At 35.1% G+C, this 14,365-nt stretch carries 15 protein-coding genes; 3 read left to right on the plus strand and 12 right to left on the minus strand.

Features of this window, described 5'->3' with window-relative positions; all coding sequences use genetic code 11:
- Nucleotides 1-81: 81 nt before the first annotated feature.
- Nucleotides 82-525 (plus strand): peptide-methionine (R)-S-oxide reductase MsrB, encoded by a 444-nt coding sequence (gene msrB / locus BA768_RS15360; RefSeq protein ID WP_083206700.1) that lies wholly within the window; start codon nucleotides 82-84, stop codon nucleotides 523-525.
- Nucleotides 526-636: 111 nt separating this feature from the next.
- Nucleotides 637-1,398, plus strand: coding sequence for a murein L,D-transpeptidase catalytic domain family protein (locus BA768_RS15365; protein ID WP_065721468.1), 762 nt, complete (start codon nucleotides 637-639; stop codon nucleotides 1,396-1,398).
- A 198-nt stretch (nucleotides 1,399-1,596) separates the two neighbouring features.
- Here BA768_RS15365 and fabF read toward each other — a convergent pair whose 3' ends face one another.
- From fabF to BA768_RS15420, 11 genes are all read right to left on the minus strand, one after another.
- Nucleotides 1,597-2,838, minus strand: coding sequence for a beta-ketoacyl-ACP synthase II (gene fabF / locus BA768_RS15370; protein WP_065721469.1), 1,242 nt, complete (start codon nucleotides 2,836-2,838; stop codon nucleotides 1,597-1,599).
- Nucleotides 2,839-3,264: a PaaI family thioesterase gene (locus BA768_RS15375; protein ID WP_065721470.1), complete on the minus strand. Its 426-nt coding sequence runs from the start codon at nucleotides 3,262-3,264 to the stop codon at nucleotides 2,839-2,841. It abuts the gene before it with no gap.
- A gap of 4 nt (nucleotides 3,265-3,268) precedes the next feature.
- Nucleotides 3,269-4,537 (minus strand): acetyl-CoA C-acetyltransferase, encoded by a 1,269-nt coding sequence (locus BA768_RS15380; protein WP_065721471.1) that lies wholly within the window; start codon nucleotides 4,535-4,537, stop codon nucleotides 3,269-3,271.
- Nucleotides 4,538-4,548: 11 nt separating this feature from the next.
- Nucleotides 4,549-5,154, minus strand: a complete 606-nt coding sequence (locus BA768_RS15385) for a TetR/AcrR family transcriptional regulator (protein ID WP_065721472.1) — start codon at nucleotides 5,152-5,154, stop codon at nucleotides 4,549-4,551.
- Between the two features lie 351 nt (nucleotides 5,155-5,505).
- On the minus strand, nucleotides 5,506-5,925 hold the full coding sequence (locus BA768_RS15390; RefSeq protein WP_034677843.1) for an OsmC family protein: 420 nt from the start codon (nucleotides 5,923-5,925) through the stop codon (nucleotides 5,506-5,508).
- Nucleotides 5,926-6,014: 89 nt separating this feature from the next.
- A complete protein-coding gene (locus BA768_RS15395; RefSeq protein ID WP_065721473.1) occupies nucleotides 6,015-6,884 on the minus strand; it encodes a helix-turn-helix domain-containing protein in 870 nt (289 codons plus the stop codon).
- A 124-nt stretch (nucleotides 6,885-7,008) separates the two neighbouring features.
- Entirely contained in the window at nucleotides 7,009-9,708 is a 2,700-nt protein-coding gene (locus BA768_RS15400; RefSeq protein WP_185114199.1) for a TonB-dependent receptor domain-containing protein, read from the minus strand.
- Between the two features lie 109 nt (nucleotides 9,709-9,817).
- Nucleotides 9,818-10,183 (minus strand): hypothetical protein, encoded by a 366-nt coding sequence (locus tag BA768_RS15405; RefSeq protein WP_065721474.1) that lies wholly within the window; start codon nucleotides 10,181-10,183, stop codon nucleotides 9,818-9,820.
- A 22-nt stretch (nucleotides 10,184-10,205) separates the two neighbouring features.
- The gene (locus tag BA768_RS15410) at nucleotides 10,206-10,835 is read right to left on the minus strand and encodes a hypothetical protein (protein ID WP_065721545.1); all 630 of its coding nucleotides are present in this window, start codon (nucleotides 10,833-10,835) and stop codon (nucleotides 10,206-10,208) included.
- A gap of 90 nt (nucleotides 10,836-10,925) precedes the next feature.
- Nucleotides 10,926-11,612 carry a response regulator transcription factor gene (locus tag BA768_RS15415; protein WP_034677847.1) on the minus strand — a complete coding sequence of 229 codons (687 nt, stop codon included), beginning with the start codon at nucleotides 11,610-11,612 and terminating at the stop codon, nucleotides 10,926-10,928.
- Nucleotides 11,613-11,642: 30 nt separating this feature from the next.
- Entirely contained in the window at nucleotides 11,643-13,190 is a 1,548-nt protein-coding gene (locus tag BA768_RS15420) for a sensor histidine kinase (RefSeq protein ID WP_034677848.1), read from the minus strand.
- Nucleotides 13,191-13,369: 179 nt separating this feature from the next.
- Here BA768_RS15420 and BA768_RS15425 point away from each other — a divergent pair, with 179 nt between their 5' ends.
- Nucleotides 13,370-13,867, plus strand: coding sequence for an SRPBCC domain-containing protein (locus BA768_RS15425; protein WP_065721475.1), 498 nt, complete (start codon nucleotides 13,370-13,372; stop codon nucleotides 13,865-13,867).
- A 106-nt stretch (nucleotides 13,868-13,973) separates the two neighbouring features.
- Here the strand turns inward: BA768_RS15425 and BA768_RS15430 are convergent, their stop codons facing one another.
- The gene (locus BA768_RS15430) at nucleotides 13,974-14,318 is read right to left on the minus strand and encodes a hypothetical protein (RefSeq protein WP_065721546.1); all 345 of its coding nucleotides are present in this window, start codon (nucleotides 14,316-14,318) and stop codon (nucleotides 13,974-13,976) included.
- Between the last annotated feature and the right edge of the window lie 47 nt (nucleotides 14,319-14,365).

Consider the following 14,365-nt stretch of genomic DNA (forward strand, 5'->3'; position numbering starts at 1 on the left):
TAGCATTAATTATAACGGAAAAACTTTTGTGACTTTTGTGGTTAAATTTTTCAATACTTAATCTGTTTTAAACAAAATTCTATGCAAAACGAAGCAAAAAATAATCCATATTACTCAAGAACTGACAGTACAAAACTAAATGTATCCAATGACGAGTGGTTCAAAATTCTTTCTCCAGACTTATATGCTATTGCAAGAGAAGCAGCGACCGAAAGACCTTATACTGGAAAATATAATGAGTTTGATGAATTGGGAGAATATTACTGTGCGGTTTGTGGTAATCATCTTTTCCGTTCTAACCAAAAATTTATGAGCAGCTGCGGTTGGCCAAGCTTTTTTGAAGCCGATAAAAATGGAGTAGCGTATCACCGTGATTCATCTCATGGTATGGAAAGAATTGAAGTTTTTTGCAAGCGTTGTGATTCTCATTTAGGTCATGTTTTTAATGACGGACCGGCTCCGACCGGCGCAAGATACTGTATGAATTCTGTAAGTCTGGAATTTGTTCCTGATTCAGAAAACTGAAATAGTGTGAGTTAAAGTTTCTTAAATTGAGTTAAACTTTTTCATATTTAACATGTTGATAATTATGATTTTATAAATTTGTAACCGCAATTTGAATTTAACATAATATTTATGAAAGGATTTTATAGCCTATTGGGCATTGTTTATATGGTCACAACTTCTTTCCATTTTTCTGGTGAAAAAACCGAATTGAAAAAAGATGTTACCATCTCAAATGAAACAAAAACCGTTGCTGTCAATACATCCAAAAAAGATACCAAAGAAATGAGTTCTTCTGAAGAACTTTACAATTCTATATTATTCGAAACAGATCATAAACTTAATTTTGATGTTTTTTCTAAAGCAATTTTAGGATTTAATAATCTTAAGAAAGCGAGGAAATTAGATGAAAGCGCACATTTACTAACGGTTTGTGATTTCTCAATGTCATCCAATACCAAAAGGCTTTGGGTAATCGATATGAACGAGAAAAAAGTTTTGTTCAACTCGCTGGTTGCTCATGGTAAAAATACAGGAGAAGAATTTGCAATGAATTTTTCTAATACAGAAAGTTCTTACCAAAGTAGCCTTGGTTTCTATGTTACGGATGTAACATACGAAGGTGGTAACGGATATTCACTGAAACTTTTAGGTATGGACAAAGGTTTTAATGATGCGGCTTTACAAAGAGCGGTTGTAATGCATGGCGCAGATTATGTAAGTGAAGAATTTGCCGCAGCTCACAAAAGAATCGGAAGAAGCTGGGGTTGTCCTGCTGTTCCGAGAGCTTTGGCAGAACCGATTATCAATACAATCAAAGGGAAGAATGTTCTTTTTATTTATTATCCCGATCAGAATTATCTTTCATCTTCGGAATGGTTGAAAGAAGCATAAAACGAAAAGCAGTCTAATATGACTGCTTTTTTTATTTGTACTGAATTTTTTGAGAATTTCCATCTGGATTGTCATTCTGACGAAGGAAGAATCTATATTTTTCTCCCGCAGATTATGCTGATTTACCAGATGTTTGCGTATAAAATAAATCTGCGTTATCAGTTAAATCTGCGAGAGATTTATTTTAAATTTAAGAGATTAAGAAAACTTCTTAAAAACCAAAGTCGCATTATGACCTCCAAATCCGAAAGCATTACTTAAGGCAAAATTGATATTCTTTTGCTTTGCTTCCCCAAAAACAATATTGATATCTTTAGGAATATTTTCATCTATTTTATGAAGATTAATCGTTGGCGGAATAATTCCGTTTTCAATCGCTTTAATTGAAAGAATCGCTTCTGCAGCTCCAGCAGCACCTAATAAATGCCCGGTCATGGACTTTGTAGCACTGATGTCGAGATTTTTATTTCCTTTAAATAATTTCGTGATTCCGTTCAATTCAACCAAATCTCCCAATGGAGTAGAGGTTGCATGAGGATTGATGTAGTCAATGTCTTCTACATTAATTTCGGCTTCTTTTAAAGCCAATTGCATCGCTTTTATTGCTCCGACTCCGTCTGGATGAGGTGCAGTCATGTGATACGCATCGGCTGTCATCGCTGCTCCTACCAATTCTGCATAGATTTTTGCACCTCTTGCCTTTGCATGTTCGTATTCTTCCAAAATTAAAGAACCTGCTCCTTCACCCATAACAAAACCGTCTCTGTCAGCATCGTAAGGTCGGCTTGCCGTTCCAAAATCATCATTTCTTGTAGACATAGCCTTCATACTCGAGAAACCTCCGATAGAAGCTTCTGTAATCGCGGCTTCCGAACCTCCGCTGATAATTACTTTCGCTTTTCCAAGACGAATATAATTGAAGGCATCCATCAAAGCAGTATTTCCTGTTGCACAGGCAGAAATCGTAGTGTAATTAATTCCCTGAAGCCCATATTTCATGGAAATCATTCCTGAAGCCATATTTGCAATGAATTTAGGAACGAAAAACGGATTGAACCGTGGAGTTCCGTCTCCTTTTGCAAAATCATTCACTTCATTTTCGAAAGTGATCATTCCGCCCTGTCCTGTTCCCCAGATTACACCAATATCAAACGGATCCATAGTTTCCAGCTCCAGCCCCGAATCTTTCAAAGCTTCTGCTGTAGAATACATGGCATATTGTGAAAAAAGATCACTTCTTTTGATTTCATTATGCGTTAAATGAAGTTTCGGATCAAAATTTTTAACCTCACAGGCAAAATGCACTTTAAATTTTTCTGTATCGAAATGAGTTATTTTATTGGCACCACTCACTCCATTGATGCTGTTTTGCCAAAATTCTTCGACTGTATTTCCCAAAGGCGTCACTGCGCCAAGACCTGTAATGACAACTCTTTTCATTTAATTGTTGATTTTGAATAAATTAGAGGTTCCTCTAGCAATTAAGCGTGTTTTGTCTGCGTTCCAGATTTCGCATTGCGCGTTTACAAATTGCTTCCCTCTTTTGATGATTTTAGTTTCGGCTACAATATTATCATTTTCTTTTGCAGTTGAAAAATAATCGATGCTATTATTTACGGTTACGATGAAAGTTTTTTCATTTAAAGAAAACATGGTGGCTCCAATGACGTCGTCGAAAATCGCGGCAGTAACTCCGCCGTGAAGATTTCCCATGGGATTCAGCCATTCCGGCCTTACGGTATATTGAAATTCCAACTGACCTTCTTCCACAGAAACAACGATCGGGTTGAGCCATTTCATAAAAGGCGACGGAGACTCCGTAAATTCTTTCCCTATGAATTGCTTTAGTTGTGCTATTCTATCCATATTTTTATTTTTCTAAAATCATCGTTACCCCTTGTCCACGAGCGGCACAAATGGAAATGAATCCTTTTCCGCTTCCTTTTTCGTGTAAAATTTTCGCTAATGTTCCGATGATTCTTCCGCCAGTTGCTGCGAAAGGATGTGCAACGGCAAGACTTCCGCCTTTTATATTTAATTTATTTCTGTCGACTTTTCCTAATGCTTTTTCCAATCCGAATTTTTTAGCCAAATCATCATTTTCCCAGATTTTTAAAGTTGCTAAAACCTGTGCAGCAAAAGCTTCATGGATTTCATAATAATCAAAATCTTCCAAATTCATTCCTGCCTTTTTCAACATTCTGTCGGCTGCAAAAACGGGAGCAAGTAATAAATTTTGTTGATTTTCAACATATTCAATCCCTGCGATTTCCGAAAAGGTAATATAGGCTAAAATCGGTAAATTATTCGCTTTTGCCCATTCTTCACTTGCCAATAAAACTGCAGATGCCCCATCGGTAAATGGTGTTGAATTTCCGGCTGTCAATGTTCCGTTTTGTTTATCAAAAGCGGGTTTTAATGTGGCTAATTTCTCTAAACTTGTGTCTCGGCGAAGATTATTGTCTTTATCTAAACCAAAAGCGGGTGTAATCATATCATCAAAAAAACCTTCGTCATAAGCTTTTGCCATATTTTGATGACTTTTAAAAGCCAGTTCATCCTGTTCTTCTCGTGAAATCTGATAATATTTTGCCGTAATTTCTGTGTGTCCGCCCATGACCAGACCAGTTTTTGGTTCTTGTCCTTTATAGGGAATCGGCATCCAATCTTTTAATTTTGGACTTAATAATTGTTTTATTTTTCCAAAAACAGATTTTTCTTTATTGGCTTTTAATAAAGCTTTTCTTAATCTTGATGAAGTTTCAAAAGGGATATTGCTCATTGCTTCAACGCCACAAGCAATCCCGCTTTCAATTTGACCTAAAGCAATTTTATTTCCGATGTAAACGGCTGCTTCAATTCCTGTATCGCAAGCTTGTTGAAGGTCACACGCAGGAGTTCCAGGATCGAGAGAAGTGTTCATAACAGTTTCCCTGATGAGGTTGCTCTCGGATATGTGTTTGATCGTTGCTCCTCCTGCAACTTCGCCTAAAAGCTTTCCTTTAAGATTATAGTTGTTGATTAATCCATTGAGCGCGGAAAGCAGTAAATCCTGGTTTCCTTTGTCTGCGTAAGCGGTGTTCATTCTGGCAAACGGAATTCTGTTGTATCCTACAATTGCCACTTTTTTTGTTTCCATAATTGTGAAGTTTATGATGGAAGAATATTTAATTCATTATCAATCATCTGAGTGATTTTGTTTAAAGCAAGGTTTAAAAATTTCTCGTCTTCGGTTGTTTTGGATAATAGAATTCCGCCTTCGAGAAGCATAATGAAAATGGATGCGTATTCTTGTGCATTTGCTTTTTCATTTAATTCTCCATTTTTCTGACCTTGAATAATAACTGCAGAAACCTTTCCTGCCCATTCTTCAAAAGATTTTTTCACCTGATGTTGAAGATTTGGAAATGTATCATCGGATTCTGTCGCCGCATTCAATAACGGGCAACCTCCGTTTGAAAAAACTGAACGCCAGTTTTTTTTGTAGAAATCAACAAAAGCATGAAGTTTGTCTACAGTTTTCGGAAATTCATCACTGAAAGAACGTGACATATTTTTGCTTAATAAGCTCGAATTGTATTTATAAACTTCAATGGCTAATTCATCTTTATTGGCAAAATTGCCATAAATACTTCCCTTCGTCAAACCTGTTGCCTGAGAAATATCAGATAATGTCGTCGCAAGATAGCCTTTGCTGTTGAACAAAGTCGCTGTTTTCTCGATAATAAATTGTTTTGTCTTTTCTGCTTTTGACATTTTATCAATTAATTATGATGCAAATATACAAAAATATACCGTTCGGTATATTTTATTTTGCGATTAAGAATTATGTATTTAATCTATTGAAAATTAATTATCAGGATTTTAATTAAAAAGTCTTATTTGATTAAAATAAATCGGGTTGAGTTTAAGTTTTGGCTAAAGCCAATTGGTTGGTTTTAAATGAAAAAACGGGCTAAAGCCCGTTCCTATTGATGATTGCTTCATCATTATTTTATCCATTAGTTTTGTCATTCTGTAGGAATTTAGGAAGAATTATTAGAAATATAATTGTAAAGATCTTTGCTTAGATTTCTACCGGAATGACAAACTTTGTACTTTAAATTCTTAGTTAGCCAAAGTAGCTTCCAAAGTAATTTCAAAGTTGAATGCCGCACTTACAGGACAACCCTCTTCAGCGATTTTAGCATATTTTTGGAATTCTTCTTCTGAAATTCCAGGAACTTTTGCGGTTAATGTCAATTCAGACTTTGTAATTTTTCCGATGTTCGGATCTAAAGTGATTACCGATTTTGTAGTCAGTTCTTCAGGAGTATAACCAGCCTGGGAAAGTTCTGCGCTCAATTTCATGGTGAAACATCCTGCGTGAGCCGCTGCCAATAATTCTTCAGGATTTGTTCCTACACCATCTGCAAAACGGCTGTTGAAAGAATATTGAGTTTGGTTTAAAGTTGTACTTTGAGTAGTGATGTGTCCGTTTCCTTCTTTGATGTTACCGTTCCAAACGGCTGTTGCGTTGCGTTTCATAATTTTTTGTATTTAATTGTTTAATGTTGTTTTGTTTTGATGTTACAAATGTATGGCAGATATTATTCCAAAGCATTAGATAAAAAGGATTAAATATTGTACTTTTTTCCCGAAGTGTAATTTTTCTTGAAATTGGTGGGAGTGCTTCCGATTTTATTGGTAAAAAGGCGGTTAAAATAAGCCGGATCTTCATAACCTAAATCATAAGCAATCTCTTTCACAGGTTTATCGGTATAAAATAAAAGTCTTTTGGCTTCCAGTAGAATTCTGTTGATGATAAACTGATTTGGGGATTCAAGATTTAAACTTTTGAATTTATGGGTTAATGTTTTCGGAGCCATATGAAGCAGGTCTGCATAATCGGCTACATTATGTTTTTGTCTGAAATGAATTTCCAGATGTCGGCTGAAATCGCGGAAAACGTCGAGTTCATTGCTTGGAATTTTTATCTCGTCATTATCGAGATTTTGTTTTTTCCATTTTCTTGTGGCGCGGATGATGATTTGTTTCACGTAAGTTCGGATCATTTCTTCAGCGGAAGAATCTTTCCATTCCAGCTCGTCTCTGATACTTTGAAATAGACTTTTAATGATGAAACTTTCTTCTTCTTCGTCAAGCTCTACAAAAGGAATTTCAAAAACATTATGAAAAAGCAGTCCGTCACAAGCCACTTCCTTATCATGAATTTGAATACAATAAAAATCGCGGTTATAATATAAAAGTGTTGCATTTTCTTTTCCTGTTTCAATTTTTAAATGCTGATTGGTCAGGAAAAATAAAGTAGGTTTGGTTGTGGTAAAGTGATTGAAGTCTACAGAAAGTTCATAGTTTGCCGGAACAAAGAATACTTTAATATCATATTTAAATTTGTTTCCGTTAATTGTTTCCAAATTTTTTTCTGAAAAATTTTCCAAACCCAGTTTCTTATAATTGTCTTCGAAAATAAGCGGCTGTGACATTCATTTACTTTAGGTTAAAGATACAAAAAAGCACGATTCCCAATTATTAAATTATTGGAAACCATGCTTTTTAATTTGAAAATTCGAGAATGAGATCATTTGAAAATCACTCAAACCCTCAAACTTAAAATGTTACATCCAATCCAACATACAGATTAGCTTTCATAATCGGTGCATACACCATTCCGCCATCAAAATAATTTCCGAAAGGATTTTTAAAATCTACAATCGCATTTTTCTGATAGTAAGAAGTTAGGTTTTCCCCACCAAGATACGCTCTGATTTTTTGATTAAAATTCCTTGAAATCTGTGCATTCAACACAGCGTAAGACTCAGAATAGGTTGGTAATTGAAATTCTGCCGGATTGGTTGAAGTATTCGGAAGTCTTTGTTTTCCAACTAAATTCAAAGTCGTATCAAAGCTCCAGAATCCTCCTTTATTATTTTTGTTGGTAGAGTAGGCCAGATTTACAAAACCCCTGTTCTTCGCCATAAAAGGAACTTCACGTCTTCCATCCAGATAATCGGCCTGAACATCGTAATATTTATACGCTAATCTTACTTCAAAATTTTTGAAAGGCGTAAAATCCCACTGCGTTTGGAAAGAATTAGCGAAAGATTTTCCATCCAGATTATAGAAAGTCAGTTGCTGAGGTGAGCGATCTAAATCCACCAAGACTTGATCCTGGAAATCTGTTCTGAAAAAGTCAGCAACAATCGTAGATTTTCTTCCGAAAAGTTTGAATTCCTGTTGTAAACTTGCTCCATAATTCCAGGCAACTTCGGGTTTTAAACCATAAATATTACCACCATTTTGCAAAACCTGAATCGAGCGGTTCGATGCAAAATATTGCTGACTTTCCGCAAAAACATTGGCTGTTCTGAAACCTCTTCCTGCTGAAAGTCTCAAAATAGTCTGTGGTGTAAAATCATATTTAAAGTTCAACCTTGGTGTAAACTGAGTTCCTGCCAAATTGTGGAAATCAACTCTTGCTCCGGTAACCAAAGTATATTTTAAACCTGTTAAAGTATATTCTGCAAAAGCTCCGGGAACGATTTCGTTTCTTTTAAAATTATTGGTTAAATAATCTTCTTCATAACCGTCATACATGAAACTTGCTCCGGCTTTGTACTTATGATTAGTATTTCCTAAAATACTCTCAAAAATCAAGTTGGAATAATAAGTATGCTGTTTTCCTGCATAATTTCTTAAGCCGAAAAAGCTGTCCTGCTGATGATAAACATATTGGTTCATCCAGCCTAAACTCTGGTAAGGTTTTCCTTTGAAAACATATCCTGTTTTATTCCATACCTGAAACCTTGAAATATCAATTCCGACACCGTAAAGTGACTGCTCTTTCTGGCTTAAATTTTTATCAAATCCGATTTGCCCCGAAGTTCTTTCGTCTTTTACAAAGTTAATTCCAAAGTGAGAACCAAACCCGGAATGCTCCAAGTCATTAAAATTTAACAAGTAAGCAGCATTGATCTGAGTTCCTTTTGGTCTGTCAAGAAAAGTATCATCATTCATGTCTGTATCTCCGAAGGTTCCGTTACCGTGAAGCAGAAATGTTTGCGTCCAATGGTCATTAATAGGCTCTACGTGGGTAATATTGGCTTCGGCTCTACCATTAAAATCTGCAAAAAGATTTAATGAAGTTTCAGATTTTTCTGCATGCTTGATTAATTCGGTATTGATTTGCCCGGTAATACTTTCGTATCCGTTTGTCACTGTACTTCCACCTTTTGTTAATTGAATGCTTTCAATCCATCTTCCGGGAATAAAGTTTAATCCATATGCTGAAGCCAGTCCTCGGATTTCAGGTAACAATTCTTTGGTTAAGCTTGTATATTTTTGATCCAAACCTAACATTTTCAGTTGTTTTGTTCCGGTTACCGCATTGCTGAAAGATACATCAACGGTTGCGTTCGTTTCAAAACTTTCAGATAAATTACAGCATGCCGCTTTTAATAGCTCTTTTTTATCAATATTAAAAATCAGCCCTGCATCTTTCTTACTGATTGAAGTAGCCGCTTTTGAACCTATAATATTTACCTGCTCAATGCTTTTTTCTCCGGAATTTTCATTTGCTGAATGATCTTCTTCACTGTCATGATTGTGCTTGCTATGATCTTCCTTTTTTGTTTCTTCTTCGTAATGCACTTTTGTATTTTTTTCACCGAACCCAATTTCTCTGTCATAAAGACAACAGCCGGGTAAATTCTTGTAAACCGAATCCGGTGCTTTGAATTTTTCATTGTCATGCCCGACATCTGCAATTTTCTTTAAAATCTTGTTGGCAGAAGTTTTTACAGGATCAAATTTTAAAGTAACTGTTTGTTTTTCTGCATTCCATTCTGCAAAATCTGCTCCGGACTCTTTTGCTGCTTTTTCAATTCTGGCTTTACAAGAACCGCAGTTTCCTTTTACGTAAAATTCATTCTCATTTTTTTGATGTTGGTCATGATTTTCAATTGTTGAGACCGTTTTAGAATCTCTTTCATAATGACAACATCCGGGAAGTTTCTCGTACGTTTCGTCTGATGCTTTGAACTTTTCATTGTCATGCCCCGCTTCCGCTACTTTTTTAAGAATAATATCTGCTGATTTATCATCGACAGTTTCTATAGTCAGAGTTTGGGAATCAATAGAATAGTTTGCTGATTTCGCGCCTGCATTTTTGGCCGCAGTTTCTATTCTGTCTTTACACATCTCGCAGTTTCCTTTTACCTGAAACTGATTTTTGGAAAGGGTTTGAGCAGATATAAATGTATTTAACAGGAATAATGTTCCAAGAATAATCTTGGTAATATATAATTTCATTTTGTTTAAAAATTTAGATTAATTGAATTTAAAGTAACAAGCTAATCATGTAAAAGTTTAACAACCAATGGTAGATTGTTCAACTTATACATTGCTGCATTTTGTTTAATTAACCTAGTTTTGGCGGTTGCCAGATTTCTTTTAAACCGTCTGAAATGTAAGGATCAGAGTACTGAACCTGTATTTTTAGAATATTTTCGAAAGAGGAAATTTGCCAAAAGTTGTCTTTTGCAAAATGATTTTCAACAAAAGTATGGCAGGTCATACAGAACGAGCAACAGTCGTCATTGCATGATTTGTGGTCTGTTTTGCTGTCTTTAGAATTGTGATCGCTATGATCTTTTTCACAGCATGAATTGATATTTGATTCTGTTTTGCAGCAATTTTCCTGTGAAGCCTGGGCATAGAAATTATCCTTAGGAATCAGAAAAATTCCCAGACAAAAGATAATGACTAAAATTTGTATTGGCTTCACGAGGCAAATTTACAAAAAATATTTAAAGTGGAGCTCCAACTTGTTTAGCACAATCATGCCAAGGTTCACCATGAGCAGGATTAAGCTTTGGCTTCGGACCAGTATTGGCCACTGCTGGTTGCGGAGTAGGAGTCGGTTGTGGCGCTTGTACCTGAACATTTTGAGGGGTAGGTTGTGCTGCAGGTTTGCTATTTAAAGGCTGTCCGACAGGAATATCGCATCTGTGACCCGGCTGTCCGTGTGGAGGATTCATTCCGGGAGCTGTTTTTTGAGGAGTTGCAGTGCTTGTTGTGGTTACTGTTCCGGGACTCATAGAATTTGGATCGATCTGGATCGGAGCATTTCCGTTTACCTGAATGTTTTGTGTGTTTGCAGGAGCAGGAGCTCCATTCAAAGGTTGCCCTACAGGAATATCACATCGGTGGCCAGGTTGTCCGTGAGGCGGATTCATTCCCGATGAGGTAACCATCGTAGATCCTGCCTGAACGTTTGATGTTATTCCTGCCTGATCAATTAATGAAGCTTTGGGAGTGTTGATCGCAACGTTAGGCTGAGTTCCAGCATCGTCTTTTAAATATGTTGGTTTTTCGTCTCTTTTACATGAAACAGCAACAAGTGAAGTTGCAAGAAGTCCTAAAAGTAAATTTTTCATATTAATTTTCTTCATAAAAAACAAAATTAGCAAAACATTTTGTATTGTTTTGCTAATTTTTGAATTTTGTTTGAATGTATAATATTCTTTTTAGTTTTTCACTAAAAGTCTGAAACCTTCACCGTGAACATTGATGATCTCTAATCCTTCATCATCTTTAAGAAGTTTTCTAAGTTTTGCAATGTAAACATCCATACTTCTTGCAGTAAAATAGTTTTCTTTTTTCCAGATTTTTCTCAATGCTAAATCTCTAGGCATAAAATCATTTCTGTGAAGACAAAGCAATTTTAAAAGTTCATTTTCTTTTGGCGAAAGTTTGTATTCATTATCACCTACTCTCAACTGTCTCAACATAGAATCGAAGAAAATATTGCTGATTTTGAATTGCTCCTGCTCCTCATTTTCTAAAGTAGAGCTTCTCTGAAGAATTGCCTTGATTTTGTATAAAAGTAATTCTGTATCAAACGGTTTTGTAATATAATCGTCTGCTCCCAACTGATAACCTTTCAGGATGTCTTCTCTCATATTTCTTGCCGTAAGGAAAATAATCGGTGTGTTTTTATCGATTTTTTTCACGTCTTCTGCCAATGAAAATCCGTCTTTTTTCGGCATCATGACATCGAAAATACAGATGTCGAATTCGTTTTCTGTAAATTCTTTCAAACCCTGTTCTCCGTCTACCGCAAGCGTAACTTCAAAGTTGTTTATGGTAAGATAATCTTTCAGTACTGCACCGAAACTCTGATCATCTTCTACTAATAATATTCTGTTGCTCATATGTTTTATATTTATTATTTGCTTAAAATTTTATGCCATCGGAAGCTTGATAATGAATTTGCTTCCCTGATCTTTTTGCGATTCTACAATAATCTGTCCTTTGTGAAGTTCTACAATTTTCTTAACGTAAGAAAGCCCCAAGCCTTGTCCTTTCACATTGTGAATATTCCCGGTTTCTTCCCGGAAGAATTTTTCAAAAATCTTGGTTTTGTTCTGGGTTTCCATTCCCATTCCTTTATCTGCAATCTCCAATACGTACCAGTTTCCTTCATTTTTGGTCTTAATGCTGATTTCCGGTGTTTCCGGAGAATATTTATTGGCATTATCCAGAAGGTTGACAAGCATATTTGAAATATGGAATTCATCAATCTTAAAAATATAATGGGTTGCATTGAACTCCTCCGTCAATATTCCGTTTCGCTGCTGAATGATAAGGTTGAAAGATTCTGTTGTCTTTTTAATTAATTCCCTCACATTGGTTTCTTTAAGGAAGAGTTCTACCTCATTTCGTTCAAGTTTAGACATATTAAGAACATTCTCAACCTGTTTTTTCATCCTCAAGTTTTCCTGTTTGATGAGGTTTGAATAATATTTAACCTTATCAGGATTGGTCGCAATTTTATCATTTGCCAAAGAATCTGTAGCTACCGAAATGGTTGCTAAAGGTGTTTTGAACTCATGTGACATATTGTTGATGAAATCAGTTTTCACTTCCGCCAGTTTTTTCTGCCTCATCATATAATTAATGGAAATGATGTAAATTCCCAAAATCGTCAACAATGAAAGAAATGTTCCTAAAAGCATCGGCCAGTTGTTCATCGCTAAAGAATATTCTTTTTTAGGAAAAACTAAAGCGAGCGTATATAAAGTACGGTCTTTTGTGTCTGTGAATAAAGGATAAGAATAAGAATTGGTGTCTTTTTTCTCCTTGAAAACCTTATTGACAATGTTCGTCAGCTTATTGTTTTTGTCTGTTATTCCATATCCGAATTCTGCAGTAATGCCTTTCATTCTGAGTTCTTTGGTAATCACAGAATCAAGAACTGTAGGATCAACTCGCTTAGTTAAGGGTAAGTTATTTCCATTTACCTTTAGGAATTCTTTAAAATTATAATCACCACTTTCAATATCCTGATTGATTTCTGTCGTTAAAAGTTCACGTTGAGAAGTATCTCTTTTAATTTTGTATGCTGCATCATCAGTGTACATTTTCGTTAAAAGAAGAGAATCGCCTCTTTTTGAAATGGGAAGCTGGGTTGTCTCAATAATATTTCGATAATAAACGATAGATTTCTGAGTTCCGGAATCCTGAGTCTGCTGAATTGTTGTAAGAGATGGCTTATCTTTATTTGCTTTTACATTATCTCTTAAATTTGCGTAATTTTCATTAAAAAGTTTATCTACTTCAATTTCAGCAATGTTTTTTGAAGTATTTTCCAAAGCGGAATAAACTTTGTTGGAAAATTCCTGTTCCAATGCAACGTAATAATTTTTAAGCCAATAAAACTGCAGTGTGACAAAGACAATAAGCGAAATTGTCATAAAGACCGAGATTATCGGGATGAATTTGTTGTTCATTGAATAAGAAAATTAAAATTGTGAGTGTTAAAATTAAACATTTTAAGATTTGGTAAACAAAAAACACGCCAAAATATTGTATATTTTTTCTTAAAAATAGTCTTTTTAACATTTTATTATAAACTGTGACCACTTTTCTTAATGAAACTACGATATTTATTAACTAAAAACCATTTGTTATGAACTCAAAAATTGTATTTAATCAGGATTTCGAATCGAAAAGCATCTATGTAATGAAAATTTATAATGCTGATGTATCCAAAGTGTGGAATTATTTTACAAAACCAGAACTTTTAGACCTGTGGTGGGCTCCAAAACCCTGGAAATGTGAGACTGAAAATCTGAATTTTGAAGAAGGCGGAGTCTGGCTTTATTCAATGAACGGACCGGAAGGTGAGAAAGTTTTTTCTCTTGTAAAATACGGAGAAATCAATGAGCACAGAAGTTTTGATGGGATTGATGCTTTCTGCGATGAAAACGGGAATATCGATAAAAATTTTCCGCAAACCCAATGGCTTATTGGTTTTACAGGAGTAGAAGAAGGAACGAAAGTTTCTGTCAATATGCATTTTCAGTCAGAAGAAGATATGAAAAAACAGTTGGAGATGGGTTTTGAAGAAGGTTTTAAAATGGGTTTGAACCAACTGGAAGAAATTTTTAGTAATTTGAAAATTTGAGAGTATGCTAATTTGAAAGTTAAATTGCAAAAAGTATAAAGAAAAATGGAAAGTAAATGTACTCTCCATTTTTTTATAATTGATGAATTTTCAAATTATCTAATTCTCAAATTAGCTCTTCATCCTGAAAATACTGAATGATTGCTTTTTTCATCAGAATTTGCTGTTCATTGGGTCTTAGCTCGGGAAGTTCTTCCAGCTGATCAAAATGGGGATATCCGTCATCATCATAATGCGAAAATTTATAATATCCAAAAGGTTCTAACAGTCTGCACACTGCAATGTGAATCAGGTTTACTTTATCATCCTTTGTGTATTTCTGTTTCCCGCTTCCTAATTCCTGAAGACCAATAAGAAACAAATAGGTTTCTATCGGTGCATTTTTTTCAGTGTCAAAATTTTCAATGAAAAATTGTTCTACTTTTTGCCAATATTCTGTTTCGTTAATCATTTCTTTTTTTGTTGGATGATGGATGTTGGGTGATGGACGAAATAAAT

Origin of the sequence: Chryseobacterium sp. CBo1 (assembly GCF_001693475.1) — a bacterium.
GTDB lineage: Bacteria > Bacteroidota > Bacteroidia > Flavobacteriales > Weeksellaceae > Chryseobacterium > Chryseobacterium formosense.

Excerpts from the sequence above, each read along its gene's own strand:
- BA768_RS15420 (WP_034677848.1), bottom strand. The coding sequence starts at position 13,190 with ATGAACAACAAATTCATCCCGATAATCTCGGTCTTTATGACAATTTCG.
- BA768_RS15375 (WP_065721470.1), bottom strand. The coding sequence starts at position 3,264 with ATGGATAGAATAGCACAACTAAAGCAATTCATAGGGAAAGAATTTACG.
- BA768_RS15415 (WP_034677847.1), bottom strand. The coding sequence starts at position 11,612 with ATGAGCAACAGAATATTATTAGTAGAAGATGATCAGAGTTTCGGTGCA.
- BA768_RS15390 (WP_034677843.1), bottom strand. The coding sequence starts at position 5,925 with ATGAAACGCAACGCAACAGCCGTTTGGAACGGTAACATCAAAGAAGGA.
- fabF (WP_065721469.1), bottom strand. The coding sequence starts at position 2,838 with ATGAAAAGAGTTGTCATTACAGGTCTTGGCGCAGTGACGCCTTTGGGA.
- msrB (WP_083206700.1), top strand. The coding sequence starts at position 82 with ATGCAAAACGAAGCAAAAAATAATCCATATTACTCAAGAACTGACAGT.
- BA768_RS15380 (WP_065721471.1), bottom strand. The coding sequence starts at position 4,537 with ATGGAAACAAAAAAAGTGGCAATTGTAGGATACAACAGAATTCCGTTT.
- BA768_RS15365 (WP_065721468.1), top strand. The coding sequence starts at position 637 with ATGAAAGGATTTTATAGCCTATTGGGCATTGTTTATATGGTCACAACT.
- BA768_RS15430 (WP_065721546.1), bottom strand. The coding sequence starts at position 14,318 with ATGATTAACGAAACAGAATATTGGCAAAAAGTAGAACAATTTTTCATT.
- BA768_RS15385 (WP_065721472.1), bottom strand. The coding sequence starts at position 5,154 with ATGTCAAAAGCAGAAAAGACAAAACAATTTATTATCGAGAAAACAGCG.
- BA768_RS15400 (WP_185114199.1), bottom strand. The coding sequence starts at position 9,708 with ATGAAATTATATATTACCAAGATTATTCTTGGAACATTATTCCTGTTA.
- BA768_RS15410 (WP_065721545.1), bottom strand. The coding sequence starts at position 10,835 with ATGAAAAATTTACTTTTAGGACTTCTTGCAACTTCACTTGTTGCTGTT.
- BA768_RS15395 (WP_065721473.1), bottom strand. The coding sequence starts at position 6,884 with ATGTCACAGCCGCTTATTTTCGAAGACAATTATAAGAAACTGGGTTTG.
- BA768_RS15425 (WP_065721475.1), top strand. The coding sequence starts at position 13,370 with ATGAACTCAAAAATTGTATTTAATCAGGATTTCGAATCGAAAAGCATC.